Source organism: Soonwooa sp. T0.1_25 (assembly GCF_057652215.1).
The window spans coordinates 44,607-60,174 of the sequence record NZ_JBYFBZ010000010.1; the positions used below are offsets into that span (position 1 = coordinate 44,607).

17 protein-coding genes and 3 tRNA genes are annotated in these 15,568 nt (G+C 34.8%); 8 read left to right on the top strand and 12 right to left on the bottom strand.

What is annotated here, in order from left to right; translation table 11 throughout:
• Nucleotides 1-57 precede the first annotated feature (57 nt).
• The 12 genes from AC23MB_RS11695 to AC23MB_RS11750 form a co-directional block, all read right to left on the bottom strand.
• Nucleotides 58-465, bottom strand: a complete 408-nt coding sequence (locus AC23MB_RS11695) for a type II 3-dehydroquinate dehydratase (protein ID WP_487787332.1) — start codon at nt 463-465, stop codon at nt 58-60.
• 182 nt (nt 466-647) lie between these two features.
• Entirely contained in the window at nt 648-1,313 is a 666-nt protein-coding gene (locus tag AC23MB_RS11700; protein WP_487787333.1) for a hypothetical protein, read from the bottom strand.
• Nucleotides 1,246-2,997: a hypothetical protein gene (locus tag AC23MB_RS11705; RefSeq protein WP_487787334.1), complete on the bottom strand. Its 1,752-nt coding sequence runs from the start codon at nt 2,995-2,997 to the stop codon at nt 1,246-1,248. The genes AC23MB_RS11700 and AC23MB_RS11705 overlap by 68 nt, the downstream gene beginning before the upstream one ends.
• A 15-nt stretch (nt 2,998-3,012) precedes the next feature.
• Nucleotides 3,013-3,264 (bottom strand): hypothetical protein, encoded by a 252-nt coding sequence (locus AC23MB_RS11710; protein WP_313028753.1) that lies wholly within the window; start codon nt 3,262-3,264, stop codon nt 3,013-3,015.
• A gap of 69 nt (nt 3,265-3,333) precedes the next feature.
• Nucleotides 3,334-4,089 (bottom strand): MG2 domain-containing protein, encoded by a 756-nt coding sequence (locus AC23MB_RS11715; protein WP_313028755.1) that lies wholly within the window; start codon nt 4,087-4,089, stop codon nt 3,334-3,336.
• Between the two features lie 86 nt (nt 4,090-4,175).
• A complete protein-coding gene (locus AC23MB_RS11720; RefSeq protein WP_487787335.1) occupies nt 4,176-4,634 on the bottom strand; it encodes a hypothetical protein in 459 nt (152 codons plus the stop codon).
• A 185-nt stretch (nt 4,635-4,819) separates the two neighbouring features.
• A tRNA-Glu gene (locus AC23MB_RS11725) sits at nt 4,820-4,891 on the bottom strand.
• An 11-nt stretch (nt 4,892-4,902) separates the two neighbouring features.
• Complete coding sequence (gene rpsT / locus AC23MB_RS11730; RefSeq protein ID WP_487787336.1) at nt 4,903-5,157, bottom strand: 30S ribosomal protein S20; 255 nt, start codon at nt 5,155-5,157, stop codon at nt 4,903-4,905.
• A 382-nt stretch (nt 5,158-5,539) separates the two neighbouring features.
• Nucleotides 5,540-5,611, bottom strand: a tRNA-Glu gene (locus tag AC23MB_RS11735).
• 11 nt (nt 5,612-5,622) lie between these two features.
• Nucleotides 5,623-5,877, bottom strand: coding sequence for a 30S ribosomal protein S20 (gene rpsT, locus AC23MB_RS11740; RefSeq protein WP_079668198.1), 255 nt, complete (start codon nt 5,875-5,877; stop codon nt 5,623-5,625).
• 87 nt (nt 5,878-5,964) lie between these two features.
• A tRNA-Glu gene (locus AC23MB_RS11745) sits at nt 5,965-6,036 on the bottom strand.
• A gap of 58 nt (nt 6,037-6,094) precedes the next feature.
• On the bottom strand, nt 6,095-7,396 hold the full coding sequence (locus AC23MB_RS11750) for an N-acetylmuramoyl-L-alanine amidase family protein (protein ID WP_487787363.1): 1,302 nt from the start codon (nt 7,394-7,396) through the stop codon (nt 6,095-6,097).
• A 45-nt stretch (nt 7,397-7,441) separates the two neighbouring features.
• Here AC23MB_RS11750 and AC23MB_RS11755 point away from each other — a divergent pair, with 45 nt between their 5' ends.
• The 8 genes from AC23MB_RS11755 (at nt 7,442) to AC23MB_RS11790 (ending at nt 15,565) form a co-directional block, all read left to right on the top strand.
• Nucleotides 7,442-10,027, top strand: a complete 2,586-nt coding sequence (locus tag AC23MB_RS11755) for a putative LPS assembly protein LptD (RefSeq protein ID WP_487787337.1) — start codon at nt 7,442-7,444, stop codon at nt 10,025-10,027.
• A gap of 46 nt (nt 10,028-10,073) precedes the next feature.
• A complete protein-coding gene (locus tag AC23MB_RS11760) occupies nt 10,074-10,454 on the top strand; it encodes a RidA family protein (RefSeq protein ID WP_312322846.1) in 381 nt (126 codons plus the stop codon).
• The gene (locus AC23MB_RS11765; protein WP_312322844.1) at nt 10,454-10,909 is read left to right on the top strand and encodes a hypothetical protein; all 456 of its coding nucleotides are present in this window, start codon (nt 10,454-10,456) and stop codon (nt 10,907-10,909) included. The genes AC23MB_RS11760 and AC23MB_RS11765 overlap by 1 nt, the downstream gene beginning before the upstream one ends.
• Nucleotides 10,910-11,000: 91 nt before the next feature.
• On the top strand, nt 11,001-11,720 hold the full coding sequence (locus AC23MB_RS11770) for a DUF6090 family protein (protein WP_487787338.1): 720 nt from the start codon (nt 11,001-11,003) through the stop codon (nt 11,718-11,720).
• 458 nt (nt 11,721-12,178) lie between these two features.
• Nucleotides 12,179-13,450, top strand: coding sequence for a serine hydroxymethyltransferase (glyA, locus tag AC23MB_RS11775; RefSeq protein WP_487787339.1), 1,272 nt, complete (start codon nt 12,179-12,181; stop codon nt 13,448-13,450).
• 151 nt (nt 13,451-13,601) lie between these two features.
• Nucleotides 13,602-14,030, top strand: coding sequence for a regulatory protein RecX (locus AC23MB_RS11780; RefSeq protein WP_312323014.1), 429 nt, complete (start codon nt 13,602-13,604; stop codon nt 14,028-14,030).
• An 81-nt stretch (nt 14,031-14,111) separates the two neighbouring features.
• Nucleotides 14,112-14,747, top strand: a complete 636-nt coding sequence (locus tag AC23MB_RS11785) for an outer membrane beta-barrel protein (protein ID WP_312323012.1) — start codon at nt 14,112-14,114, stop codon at nt 14,745-14,747.
• Nucleotides 14,748-14,854: 107 nt separating this feature from the next.
• Nucleotides 14,855-15,565, top strand: a complete 711-nt coding sequence (locus AC23MB_RS11790) for a polysaccharide biosynthesis/export family protein (protein WP_487787340.1) — start codon at nt 14,855-14,857, stop codon at nt 15,563-15,565.
• Nucleotides 15,566-15,568 lie beyond the last annotated feature (3 nt).

A 15,568-nucleotide genomic window follows, 5' to 3' on the forward strand; every position in this document is an offset into this window, starting at 1 on the left:
TTAATAAAGCCTTAGTTATATGAATAAAAAAGAATCTCAATCGAGATTCTTTTTTATTTATTTTAAACTTTGGATAGCGAGTTGATAGCCTTTCATGCCAAAACCGCTGAGGACGGCGTCGCATTGTTCGGCTGTTACCGACTTTTTTCGGAATTCTTCTCTTTTGTAAATATTGCTAATGTGCACTTCTACTTTCGGTTTCGAAATATTTTTTAAACAATCAGCAATCGCAAAAGAATAATGTGTAAAGGCTCCTGGATTAATCACCAAAGCATCAAAATCATCTTCTTGTAAGCGGTTGATAATTTCGCCTTCGATGTTGGATTGATAAAACAAAATCTCATCATCCGCGAATTCTTTTTTTAATAAATCAAGACGCGCTTCCATAGTTTCGGAACCATAAATGTTGGGTTCGCGTGTGCCCAAAAGATTAAGATTGGGACCGTTGATGATGAGGATTTTCATTGTTTTATAAAATTGAATTTCAAAGTTAGTGATTTCAAAAATTTAAGAAAAGTTTTTATCCAAGTTCTAAAATTATTTTACAATCGTTACATGTTCTCCTTCTGTATGTGCGCTCATTGCTGGTGTATACATATTTTGAAATGTTGTAATACCATCCGAAAATTCGCCAATGTTATTCGCTTTTAACTGATATTCAATTCTTGATTGGCTTCAAGTGGATTGGTTGGCGTTTCTTTAGCATTAAATTCATCAAAGATCTTTTTAATCTTCGGTGACGAATTCAGGATGTAAGTCGATAACATATTTCCGTAAAGTCGACTGAAAAGCTGTTTTGAAAATTCGTGCGGATAAGTTCTAAGATACGGAATCGAAATCACCGCAAACCAAAGCGGATTGGTCGTCATCTCAACCGTTAGATTAAAGTTAGAGACCGAAGTTGGTGTGTCATTAAACAAAGAATTCATTGTGAAAATTCTGTTTTGTCCTTCTTTAATGAAAATCGGAAGCGTTTCCTTTACCAACATTCGGTTTGCTAGAATAGGAATTGTATTTTCTTCTCCATCCGAAAAATTTTGACTTTTTGCAAAAAATCGGTAGCTAACATTGTCCATAGCTTTCGGAACTTTCATGTCCCAATTGATTTCTGCCGAAGCTTTAGCACCGATTTTAATCTTTCTTAAATTATTTGTATTTACAAAAGCAGAGTCCAAAACTTCGTTGGTTGACGCGTCAAAAAACTGTAACATAACATCCGTCGAAAGGTCTTTATCCGAAAGATTATCAAGCTGTGTTGATAATTGTATTTTGTCGTCTTGTCTTAAAAATCGCGGCGAATTCGGTGTAATCATCAACTCTTTTTGCGTTTGTGTATAGTAAGTTTGCAGAGCCTGTTTTAAGATCTTTGGTGTGCGCAAGAAGTAAAAGTTTCCATTGTGTTAATGCTTCTTGCGAAGTGAACTCTAACTTGATATTTTCGTCCGAATCTGTGTAAAGATTTGGCATAAAAAACGCAGTTTCATTAAGGTTGGTTCTGGCTTTAACGTTGTTGAGAAGCTCTTGTTGTAAAGCTTGTTTTGTAATGATTACCGTCGCTCCGCCAGCCGCTTCTTGACCATAAATTGCCACCGCTTCTTCTGGAATTAACTTTTTAATCTCAGCGATTTCATCTTCACAAATTGCTTTGTTGAGGATTTTACCATCAATGATTGTGACTGCTGCAGTCGGTTCCGATTTTTTTCCTGCATAGCCTGTTACAACAATTTCTTCAATGGATGCATCCTTTTGCGCCATACTCGCAAGTGGACGCGATAAAGACTCTCGACGGTCTCTAATATCCGTGTAATTAAAAATAGGCGCATTGGGCGTCGGATATAATGTTCCTTCTTTTAGATTATATTTTGTTTTATAAAAATTCTCGTTTTCACTACTTAGACTTTGCAGGTCACCAAAAAAATCGTCCATGCTAGGATTGTAACGATCATAACGGTAATATCGGTAAAGTCCATTGTTTTGAGGAATGTAGAGCGTAAAGCGAAATTCATTTTTCTCGAACTGATCTAATGAAGCGTCATGCATTGTCGCCAGAACTTCTGCATTTATTTTGTCTTTATCCTTACCTTTAATTGTCAAGATCCACTTTTCTGGAACGCCAGGTTGGATTTTATTCCGAAAAACTTCGGTGGTGCTTTCTAGTTCTCGGTCGATATTTTCTTTAGCATCAAAGGCAATCAATGCTTTTGCAAAGTCTGTATCGTGGATAAAGTCATATTCTATAGCTATGGATTTTTTGATATCCTTATCTGTGAAGGTATAATTAATGTCGGTTTTCCCGTTTTTGATGGCGATTTGTTGGAAGTTTTCCGGAATATTGTTTTTAATAAAACGATAATTAACAAAACCTTCTTTAAAATCGGTTAGAAAACTAATTGTTGCTTTTTCGCCAACTTTGTACGATGATTTATCAACTTGCATTGCAAAGTAAGTAGGGATTCCGTTTTTTAAAGTTTTATCATCAAGGATGTCAACAATTTTAAATGATTTTATAGTATCACGATCAATGATAGATTCGGCTTCTATAAGATATTTTCCGGCTTGTGTATTTTTGCTGAGTTTGATGTCTTCAGTGTCACCAGTAGTAAAGTTTTTTGAAAATATATTTTCAACTTTTTGAATAGGTTTATTCACTTCCAAACCGTAATAACTGATGCAGGGAAAGTAAACATCAAACAATTCTTTGTAATAAATAGAATAGTTGAGTTCTTTATCATTATTTTTTGGTGTGTAATATCTATTGTAACGTGCTTGTGCAATATATTTTGGTTGCAGAATTTTATCTTCTGTTAATAGTTTTGTAACCTTAAGATTTCCTTTCTTTTCAATATTTTGATCATTAAGATTGGTAGCCGAAATTTTTAGTTGATTCCATTCGCTTTGAAGTCTTTTTTCAGGAATGTCGAGCTCTAGTTTAGCTTTTAAATCACCAACATTTATGGTTGACTCTTTGCTTTGCGACTCACCATTAACATCTGTCATGTAAACCGAAACCGACTATTGATAACTGCGCGGTTTGCTTTGTGATTTTTCGTCAGCTAAAGCGTCAAAATCAAAAGTGAAATTCCCGTTGTCATCGGTCGTTGTTTCGCCTTGTTTTATTTCCGTTAGAGGCGATCTGTAAGGACGATAAAAATAGTCATTGTAACTTCTCCAGATAACAGTTTCTTGTCGTTTGATAATGTATTTTACAGTAGCTTTAGAAATATTTGCGCCAGAAAAAGCTTCGCATGTTCCAGAGATTTTCACCTTTTCGCCGAGCGTGTAAGTTTCTTTAGCAGGAATTATTCTAACCTGAAATTTTGGTCTTTTGTATTCTTAAACACGAAAGTATAGATTACCAGCTGCATAGTTGTCGTCATCGTCGTCATTTTTGTTTTTAGAATTATCAAACTTAGCTTGCATTTCGATAGAATATTCGCCAGTCAATCCACCACCAGGTAATAGAAATTCGTCTGAAACGCTACCAAAATCGTTAGTGACCAATTCCTTTTTTGAAACTTCTTTGCCGTTGGTATCAGCTAGAATGACAGTTACTTTTTGCTTACCAATAACTTTTGTTTGATCGTAATATTCTTGTTTTAAAATCCCTTTAAAAAAGACTTTTTGTCCAGGACGATAAATTGCACGATCCGTAAAAATAATAATGTTCTTAAGGATTCTGGTTTGGTTTTCTGGTTCTTCGTTTCGGTTATTTCTAATATCATCGTAATCGCGATCGATCACCAAATGCTTTTTGGAAGCAGGGACGTAGATAATGCTGTCGTCATATTCGCGGTCTTTTGACTTTGGAAGTAAAAAAATGCCCGATGCGTCGGTTGTTCCGCTGCCTGTTTTTATAAGCTTGTTCTCGCGTTTGTTGTCGTATTTGTTTTCATAATCGTTTATGTTTTGATACATGACATAATCCGAATTTGCTAGATTTTGTCCAGTTTTAGAATTCAGAACTTGAAAACTTACTTTGTTATCATCTTCATATCGTTTAATATGAAAAATATATGTAACGGAGATGTTGGTACTTTTCGTTGTACCATTGGGATAAACATATTCTATTTCGAAAAGTAATTCATCCAAAGGCGGGATTGCAACAAAGGTTTGGTGTGCTTTGAAATCCTGAAATGTTGTTAGTTTGTAATCGTCACTTCTAAAGTTTTTCTCTATTAAATGGGGATTTCGAGAGGTAATTTGTTTTTGGTTAAGTTGATAACGATCCCAAATTTGTTATTTATTAAATTCTCATATTTCGAAGTTTTGTATTCAATTAGCGGAGAATGTTCTCCATCAAAAAGGATCATGGCTGTTGGTCTATTCAATGTATTGACATCCGCATACCAAGTTGTTGTTCCGTTTGAGAATTTAAAAGTTTTAGCATTGGTTCTTCCCACGAACAATTTGTCTGTTGCGCCACCAAAGCTGTTGTAGATTTTGTTAGATAATTCGGTGTGTTCTTTTAGTTGTTGCTCGTTTGCTTTTAAGTTTTCATTCTGAACAAAAAAAAGAGCTTTCGTGGGATTGCTAATACCGAAGTCGGCTTTATCATTTGTTGTTGCGGTACGGATGGGAGATGTCGTACACGAGTATAGCGCAACTAATAATAGAAGTAGGTAGTTTTTCAGCATTTCATTTTTAGCTTATTATTAAATTCTATTCTTAGATTTTACAATCTGGATTTTATAGAAACTTAACTGAATTAAACATACTAAAAATGTTTTTGTAAAATTTCCTTATGACGAAAAATTTTTTGATGTAAAAAGATAAACTATAAACACAAAAAAAACCTTCAGAAAAATCTGAAGGTTTTAAGTAGCCCGTAGGGGAATCGAACCCCTCTTACCAGAATGAAAATCTGAGGTCCTAACCGATAGACGAACGGGCCATTTTATCGTCTTACGCTAACTTGTTAACGTGTTTAGTCAATTTGCTTTTTAAGTTTGCAGCTTTGTTTTTGTGGATGATGTTTTTCTTCACCAACTTGTCTAACAAAGAAATTACTTTTGGTAATTGCTCAGTAGCTACAGACTTTTCCGTTTCATTACGTAATACTTTCAAAGCTGTTCTAGCAGTCTTGTGATAGTATCTGTTTCTTAATTTTCTTTTGTCGTTCTGTCTGATTCTTTTCAGAGCAGATTTATGATTTGCCATAACTCCTAAAACTTGGGTGCAAAGATATGAATTTTTTTTAAACTTCAAAATCTTTTTTCAAAATTTATGAAAATTATTTTTACTAAGGATTATTGGGCGATTGCTGAGGTCTTTTTGTTTTTATAAATATTACTTTTTCGAATGCTGGTTCTTCTTTTTATGATAATAATTGCTAAGAGTAGGCTAGGAGAGTCTTGTTTATTAATCATTCGCAATTTAGCTTGTTTTAACAACTTAGTGTTGACAAAATTTTTTATTAGATGCGATGCTTTTAGTTTTGTTAAAAAAATGGGAGATTTAATTTTTTGTCTTTGCCTAAATAAAATATGATTTTGAAAATAAGGCACAAAAAAAACCTTCAGAAAAATCTGAAGGTTTTAAGTAGCCCGTAGGGGAATCGAACCCCTCTTACCAGAATGAAAATCTGAGGTCCTAACCGATAGACGAACGGGCCATTTTATCGTCTTACGCTAACTTGTTAACGTGTTTAGTCAATTTGCTTTTTAAGTTTGCAGCTTTGTTTTTGTGGATGATGTTTTTCTTCACCAACTTGTCTAACAAAGAAATTACTTTTGGTAATTGCTCAGTAGCTACAGACTTTTCCGTTTCATTACGTAATACTTTCAAAGCTGTTCTAGCAGTCTTGTGATAGTATCTGTTTCTTAATTTTCTTTTTTCGTTCTGTCTGATTCTTTTCAGAGCTGATTTATGATTTGCCATAACTTTCTAAAAATTGACTGCAAAGATATGAATATTTTTTAAACTTCAAAATCTTTTTGTAGATTTTTTTTCAAAATTAAATTTTCGTAGCCTATAGGGGAATCGAACCCCTGTTGCCAGGATGAAAACCTGGAGTCCTTACCACTAGACGAATAGGCCATTCGTTTTTTTGTGGTTGCAAAAGTAGATACTTTTTTTATTCCTTGCAAATCTTTTTTTAGTTTTTCAAGACTTTTTGAATGATAGAATTCTTAATGCCTTTATTTTCAATGTCTTTTTTTGCGGCAACAGCGTCCTCCAAAGTTTTATATTTACCATAAGTGTAGTAAAAAATTCCTTTTTCTTTTGTTCTTTCTACATCTTTTAGGGTTTTTAGAAGATAAGAATCGCTTTTTAATTTATCCTCAGTAACGGCTACTTCTAGCGTATAATATCCGAATCCTAACATCTGATTAGGTAAGAAACTGATTGCCATTGCATTTCTGAAACCTGCATCTTTAGCAGTTTTTAGATTGTTGTCTCTTACCGATGCAAGATTTGTAACCGCGTAATAATACTTGTAAACGTTGTTTTCTTTGATTGGTAAAATGTAATTTAGACCTTTTAAAGCAGCATCATTTTCGTTATAACGTGTCGCGGTGCTCATCAACAAGATTCTGAAATCATTTTTCATTGGGATTTCAGCCGGTTTTACTGGTTCTGGTTCTTTCGCTGCGGCGAATCCTCCATTGATCGCTTTTCTGTAATCTAATAAAGCTTTGTAAATGCTTTCTGCAACTTCTTTTTGACCTTTCTCGGAAGTAAGATAAGCGGCGTCGTCATAATTATTAACGAATCCAGTTTCTACCAGTACTGACGGCATCGCATTTTTTCTGAGCACATGTAGATCAGCTTGTTTTACACCACGAGAAAAGCGGTTGTTATCTTTTACAAAATTTTCTTCGATAAGGCCACCTAGCCATTGACTAGCTTCCAAGTATTTGCTCTGCTGAATTTTTAATGCAATTAAAGATTCTGGAGAACGTGGATCATAGTTGGCGAAATTCTGTTTGTCATTTTCATCTAAGAATATCACTTCGTTTTCAGCTTTTGCAACTTCCAGGTTCGCTTTGTTTTGGTTAGGTCCTTGTACAAAAGTTTCTGTACCTTGGGTTGTAATGCTGCTTCCTGGCGAAGAGTTAACGTGTACGGATACAAAAAAGTCCGCTTTATTTCGGTTGGCAAGGTCTGTTCTAGAAGTCAAAGAAGGATATTCGTCTATCTTTCTAGTATAAATAACTTTGAAATCTTTGTTTTTTTCGAGCATTTTGCCTAGTTTTAAAACAACGCCCAAGGTGATGTCTTTTTCTTGCACTCGACCGAGGTCACTATAGTTTCTGTTAGCGCCAATGTCCGGTCCACCGTGTCCTGCATCCAATACAACAGTGAATTTTTTTTGACTAAAACCTAAGACTGAAAGCAGTACTAGAAGTATGCTAATATATTTTTTGGAATAAAATTCTGTAGTAAACATATTAATTTTTAAAAATTAATTAATTTTGACCCGAATTACAGATGTACTGATTTGGGCAAAAGCATTTTCAAAAATATACCACTATTTTTAATTTTCCTAATTTTTAACAGTTTTTTAGCACAACAAAAACCTATTAAAACTATTGAAATTGGGACGAAACAAGATACGATTCGCAAGAATGATACGATTCCTGCAAAGGAGCAATTAGAGGGCGTTGTTAAAACAAAAGCCGATGTAGAACGCAATTCTTTTTCTACCAAACAAACCTTCCTCGAAAAAAATGCTCAGGTCATCTACCAAGATATGCAGATTGATGCTGACTATATTCGAATCGATTGGTCGAATAGTAAAATATATGCGCGTGGAGGTCTGGACGAGAAAGGTCGGGTTAAAAAACCTGCGATCGCTACCCAAGCTGGTAAAAAGTATGAGTACGACGAGGTTATCTACGATTATAAAACCAAACAAGCGGTTGCTTTTAATGCCAGAACAGAAGAGAGTGAAGGCGTTATTGTAGCGCAAAAAACCAAAAAGTATAACGACTCTGTGTTCTTTATGAGAAACGGAAAATATACGACAGATACTTATTTTATTCAGAAGAAGGATACGATTGCGGATTATTATTTACTAGCTCCGAATATTAAATTAGTAAAAGGTAAAGAAAGTTCTCAGGTTATCACAGGACCAATCCAGATGTACATTGAGCAGGTGCCAACACCTTTGGTAATGCCATTTGCGATTTTGCCATTTTCGGAAAAACGTTCTGCTGGTATTTTGATACCGAGTTTTGGAGAGCGTCAGGATGTTGGTTTTTTCTTAAATGGTCTCGGCTATTATCAACCTATTGGAGAACATTTTGATTTAAAAATTCTATCGGATCTTTATACAAAAGGTAGCTGGAATCTTCGCCCAGAGATGAATTACCTCAAAAAATACCGTTACAGTGGACGTTTCAATGCGGAGATTGGGACTATTGTTAGAGGGATAAAAGGTTTGGACGACTATTCGCGATCGTCAACCTATAAAATTGCTTGGACGCACACGCAGGATAATAAAGCCAATCCGTTATTTACTTTTAATGCGGCAGTAGATATCACGAGTCAAAAGTTCTATAGTAACCTTTTGAACAACAATTATATTTACAATAACGAAAATCTAAAAACAAATCAAACCTCTAGGGTTAGTATTCAGAAGCGTTTTTTGAATTTGCCGATTACTATTAATGCCAATGCAACTTATTCACAGAATTTTGCGACAGGAGTTACGGATATTCGTTTGCCAGATTTAACGGTGGCTATGAGTCAGTTCTATTTATTTAAGCCAAAAACTGGTATGCGAACTGGACTTTTGGAAAATATAACGGTCAACACTGGTTTGTCGATGACCAATTATGTGCAAACAAAAGAGGAGGAGTTGTTCAAAGATCAAATGTGGAAAGACATGAAGACGGGGCTTCGTAATAATATTGCCTTGTCGAGCAATACGAGTATTGCTAAATATTTGACTTTTACTATAAGTGCAAATGTTGATAATGTTTTAACAACGAAAACAATTGAGAAGCGTTACAATGTATTGACAGATAAAGTTGATAATATTACTAAAAATCAGTTTGCTGGATTTTCAACCTTCAATACTTCGGCGAGTTTGCAAACCGTACTTTATAAGTTTTTAAACTTTAAAAAAGGATCAACTATAGAGGCGATTCGACACATGGTGACACCAAGTGTTAGTTTCAATTATACGCCAGATTTTGCTGCTAAAAATTGGGGCTATTATCGGGAGTTTTATGGGTCTCGTGGCGAGATGACCAAATATTCTATTTTTGAAGGAGGTATCTATGGTGCGCCGAGTGCAGGACTTACGCAGAGTATTGGTTTTAATATCGCCAATAATTTAGAAATGAAAGTGAAGTCAAAGTCAGACTCAACTGGTGTTAAAAAACTTAAGATTTTTGAAAACTTAAATATTTCTGGTAACTACAACTTTGCAGCAGATAAAAATAAATGGTCGGTGATTAGTGTTAGTTCGCAGTCGTCTTTCTTTAATAGTAAGTTGACGGTTAATACGATGTTAACCTTAGAACCGTACAAAATTCTATATGATGCAACTGGTAACAACGGCGTGCGTACAGAAGATTTTGGACATTTCAGTTTACAAGGCTTTAATTTGCAGTTAGGTTATTCATTAAGCGATGAGATTTTTGGAAAGAAAGAGGAACTAGGCAAAATTTATAAAAAGAAAGGAGAAATCCGTAACGAAGAGTATTATTTTGATGAGGATAATTATGCGAGATTTACACAACCTTGGAGTTTACGAATTAATGCAAATTATGCTTATACAAGAGGCTTGTCATTATTCGGAACCAAAATGGCAACCGCAGGATTAGACGGAAACATCAAGCTAACACCCTTTTGGAACATTACAGGTCGAGCGTCTTATGATTTTATATCAAAGGAAATATCACAAGCGTCATTAGGTTTTTCTCGTGATCAACGAAGCTTTACGATTAGCTTCAACTGGGTGCCTTTCGGTGTTTACAAAGTCTATGACTTCTTTATCGGTATTAAAGCCAATATCTTGAGCGATGCTATTAAATACAAAGATCGAAGCTTTACCCAACCAAGAAGTAGCTTCTAAAATTGATAAAAATGCTTAGATTTGTAAGCGAAATCAACATTAAACTATGAAGAAAATCATCAATACAGATAAAGCGCCCGGCGCGATTGGTCCTTATTCTCAAGCTAATATGGCGAATGGCATACTCTATATTTCGGGACAGATCCCAGTTGATCCTCAAACAGGAAAATTGGCTGAAGGTATCGAAAAAAGTACGCATCAAGTGATGAAAAACTTAGAAGCGATATTAACAGAAGCTGGTTTGACATTTAGCCACGTTGTTAAAGCAACAATTTTCTTAAAAAGTATGGACGACTTTGCTGTGATGAATGATATCTACGCGTCTTACCTAGATGCTGCTGCCTTCCCAGCTAGAGAAACAGTGCAAGTGTCCTGTCTTCCTAAAAATGTAGATGTAGAAATTTCTATGATTGCACACGCTGATTAATGAATTTTTTTAGAAACTTATTTGGTGTTATCTGTGGGCTTGTTGTAGCAGGACTCATTATTTCGCTAGGGATACGCATTAACCCAAGCTGGATTAACTATGAAGAGTGGGCGCCATTTGAGCATTGGAAACAACAATTAATTGCGGTTAAGGAGCAGGAAAGCTTTTTTGCAGCTCTGTTATTTTTCGGTGGACTTGGTGTAAGTGTTGGTGGCGTTGTAACGGCTCTCATTGTTAAATATGCAAAAGTAGCTTATGCTATTTTGATAGGTTTTATCATGCTTTTCATCGCAATGCTAGATATTATTATATATCCTTATCATCCCACGTTTTATAAGATTTCGATATTTCTAGTCTTTTTCCCGTTCTCTTGGATTGGAGGGAAAATCGTGGAAGTGATCTACGAACGGAAAAAGAAAGCGGAAGCAAAAAAGAATCAGATTAAGCATAACTAAGCAAGCCTTTTGGTTTGCTTTTTTTTGTCTAGTTTAGTTGACGTTTTAAAATTTTAAAAGATATTTGTAAAAAAAATAAAAACTATTAAACATGGCAGAATTAGAAGTTGCTAAATCGACAAAGAAAATCTACTACACTGCACAATCCAGAGAGCATAATGTACTCCATAAGCTTAAAGAAATTGGTATGGAAATCGCCATTATCATCTTTGCAGTATCGGTTTCTATCGCTTTTCATAATTGGAGCGAAGAGCGACATGAGCAGAAAGAAGTAAAGCATTTTTTGCTTGGGATTAAAAAAGATCTGAGAAGCGACATTGCAGAAATGCAAGGGGATTTGGAAGCTTATAAAAACCAGAAAAAATTCTTTGGATACATTGCAAAAATCCCAAATGGTCAAGTTGCGGACAAAGATTCTATTCATCTTAACCGTGATTTCTTATTTAATTTTACTGGATTTAATGGTAATCAAGGGCGTTATCAAGGTTTTAAATCTTCTGGTAAAATAGGTTTTATAGAGAATGAAGAACTTCAGAATGATATTTTAGACTTTTATGAGGAAGATGTCCCGCTTTTAATAACGTCGACGGATTTCTACAAAGCTCAGAAGCTAAAATATGCAGATTTCCTTTTTGATCATGTTCAAAACTATCCAGATGGTAATTTTTTAAAAATGATTTCTTCTGATCCTATTAAGAATCGAAGCAAAGTCTATCTCTCGGCTGTGGATCAGATAATCGGTAATTACACGATGTGCATCAAACAAATGGAAAAAATTATTACTAAAATCGACCACGAGTATAAGCATTAGTATAGTCATTAAAACTTATTTTATTTCCAAATTTGGGAGCTTTATTAAGTTCCGAATTTCTAAAAATATCCGATGTTGAAATATTATAAGGCGTACATTTTTCTAAAAATAATAGAATAGCAAGCACAGATATTTGGATCAAAAATGTTTTCTTATTTTTTTTTGAACATACGATGTGGTTTTCAGTGCTAAAGCTGATTTTAAAAGTACAAAAAAGAATTTAAGAGAATTGTTATTGATATACGATAGACGATTTACAAATTCTTGCTGTGTCGATGCGTATTTGGAAAGATAGTTTGGAACTAAAAATACATATCGTTCTGCTCAATACAAAAAAATGAAATAAATGATAAGTGTTGATAAACTAAAACTTATCATCCAAATCCTATGAAGATAATTTGTTTTTGAACTAGGATTGGCTTAATTTCGTACAGCATAAAATTTAAAATACTTTAATAATGAATCAGGATATCATCTTCGACCTTATCGAGAAAGAAAGACAAAGACAAACACACGGCATCGAGCTTATCGCATCAGAAAACTTCGTGTCAGATAATGTAATGAAAGCGATGGGAAGTGTGCTTACTAATAAGTATGCAGAAGGTTATCCTGGTAAAAGATATTATGGTGGTTGCGAAGTGGTAGACGAGGTTGAGACTTTAGCGATCGATCGCGCAAAGCAACTTTTCGGTGTAGACTATGTTAACGTACAGCCACATTCTGGTTCTCAGGCTAATGCAGCAATTTATTTAGCCGTGTTAAAACCTGGCGACAAAATTATGGGAATGGATCTTTCGATGGGAGGTCACCTAACACATGGTTCTGCGGTTAACTTTTCTGGGATACAATATGATGTTGTTTCTTATGGCGTAGATCGTGAGTCAGGACTTATCGACTATGATCAAATGCGTGAGGTAGCGCTTCGTGAAAGACCAAAAATGATGATTGCTGGTTTTTCTGCATATTCTAGAGATTTGGATTATGCTAAATTTCGTGAAGTAGCTGACGAAATTGGTGCAACACTTTGGGCTGATATTGCGCATCCTGCTGGACTTGTTGCTAAAGGACTTCTTAATAATCCTTTCGATCATTGTCATGTTGTGACAACAACAACGCACAAGACACTGCGTGGACCTCGTGGTGGTATGATTATGATGGGTAAAGATTTTGAAAACACTTACGGGCACAAAACACCAAAAGGTGATATCAAAATGATGAGCCAAGTTTTGGATGGTGCTGTTTTCCCAGGAATCCAAGGTGGTCCGCTAGAGCATGTTATTGCTGGTAAAGCGGTAGCTTTTGGAGAAGCGATTGATACACAATTTGAGGTTTATGCAAAACAAGTGAAAGCCAATGCACAAGCTTTAGCAAAAGCAATGATTGCAAATGGTTTTGATATCGTAAGTGGCGGAACTGATAATCACCTGATGTTGGTGGATCTTCGTAACAAAAATGTTAACGGTAAAGAAACGGAAAAAGCTTTGGTAAAAGCAGATATCACGTGTAATAAAAATATGGTTCCGTTTGATGATAAGTCACCATTCACAACATCTGGTATTAGATTAGGGACAGCTGCAATTACAACAAGAGGTCTTAAAGAAAATGATATGGAAGCTATTGCTTCTCTAATTTCTGAAGTGGTTGATAACATCAAAAACGAAGAAGTTTTAGCATCTGTTAGAACGAAAGTTAACCAACTAATGGAAGGAAAAGCGCTTTTCAATTATTAAAATTTCGTTTTTAAAATAAATAAAATTCCAACGTCGTAAGGCTTTGGAATTTTTTTGCTTTAAATTTGAGGTTCTTTTGTATTAAATATTATTAAAAGCTAATTGTCTAGTGGAAAAAAAATCCTACACCTTTACTGAAATTAAACTTAAAATGCTCAATTATTGTGTTTATCAGGATCGTTGTCATTATGAGGTTGAACAGAAGATGCGTGAGTTTTTGTTAATTCCGGAAGCTAAAGAAGAGATTTTGATGTATCTTATTCAAGAAAAATATTTGGATGAAGAACGTTTTGTGAGAAGTTATATTCGTGGAAAATTTTATATTAAACACTGGGGACGTAACAAAATAAAAATTAATCTCAAACAAAAACAAATAAATGATAAGCTGATTGGTCGTTGTTGGGATGAGATTGATGATGGCGACTATCAAAAACAAATTATAGAATATATAGAAAAGCAATCCGATTCTAATAACGAATCGAATTTGTTTAAGAAGAAAAATAAAATTATCAAGTTTTTACTGTCTAAAGGTTATGAATATGATTGCATTTTAGACGCTTTTGAAAACTCTAGTATATGAAACTTAGATTAATTTAGTAAAAATTTTGAAATTATTAATGAAAAATCCTTACTTTCGTCAAATATTTTTAAGATAATAACTATGAAAAAAGCATCGATTGTTCTTTTTCTTTTGACTATAGGTTTTATGTCGGCTCAAAGCTTTAAATTAGGAGCTACAGCAAATATACATAGATCTTCTATCGTACATGTTCATGATGTTTCTAAACCCGCATGGGGAGGTGGTGTTGGCGTTTTTGGAGAAATTCCTATCGTAGATAATGATATTTTCGACTCTGCGTGGCTTTATCTGGTTCCGCAGTTAGAATTTAGTATGCAAGGAGAGAATGCTCAACCTTATAGTAATAAGGATAAGCAGCAATTTCCAAATTATTATCTAGGTGTTCCTGTTTATGTAAAATACTTCTTTCATAGAAGTGGTTGGAAAAGCGATTTGTTTTTGATGGCTGGTCCAAGATTTGAGTTTTTAGTCTATAATGATCGAAAAGGCCCAGAAGGTTATGCAATGTACGCTGGACAGGAAGATAAAATCAATAGCTTTGGTTACGGCTTGTCTGTTGGTGCAGGACTAAGAGTACAAGATGATTGGGAGATTTTTGTAAGATTCGATAGAGGATTTAGCAAAATTTATCCTGATTATGATGCCGCTAATAAAACTTCAACATATAATCGTTTATTAGGTCTTGGTGTTAATTATTACATCAAATCTTTCGATTAATTTAATTTTCACGGATGATGAATAACAAGAGAGGTGTTGTAACCTGTTCTCTACTATTTTTTTTTCTCATAATTGTTTCTTGTAAGCCCAAAGAAAATATGGTTTATATGCAAAACCATAATTTTGAGCAGGAGGTATCTGAAGCACGTTATAATGGACTGAAGTTACAAGAAGGTGATGTTTTAGAGATTGTGGTTTCGGCCTATGATGATATTGCAGTTAAGCCTTTTAACCTAAGCACGATGGAGCAGACCAATGCTGGTGTGGATCCATCATCAAGTGGAGTTGTTTCCAAACCTAATCAGTATGTTGTTTCCAGTGAAGGCTATGTTGTGATGCCTGTTTTAGGGCAGGTGTACTGTAAAGGGATGACCAAGCAACAATTAAAACAAGATTTAGAAGTACGATTGAAGCAATATCTAACAGATCCTTTGGTTAATGTAAAACTTGTCAATTTTAATGTTAGTGTTATTGGGGAGGTGAAGAGTCCTGGGCAAAAGACCAGTACGACTGAACGCCTTAATATATTTCAAGCTATTGCTTTAGCAGGAGATATGACGGATGGAGGCGACCGTACCAATGTAAAGCTTATACGTTATTCCGAATCCCAAGCCAAGGATGAGGTTGTTGCTCTTAATTTGTCCGAAAGTAATATTGTCAATTCGCCATATTATTATCTACAGCAAAATGATATTGTCTACGTAGAGCCAGATAAAAACAAACAAATTGCGGCGAATACCAATCCTAATAAGGCGTTGTATTTTCAGCTTTTCGGAGTGTTAATGGCAACTATCGCGTTAATTATAAGATTTAAGTAGGTT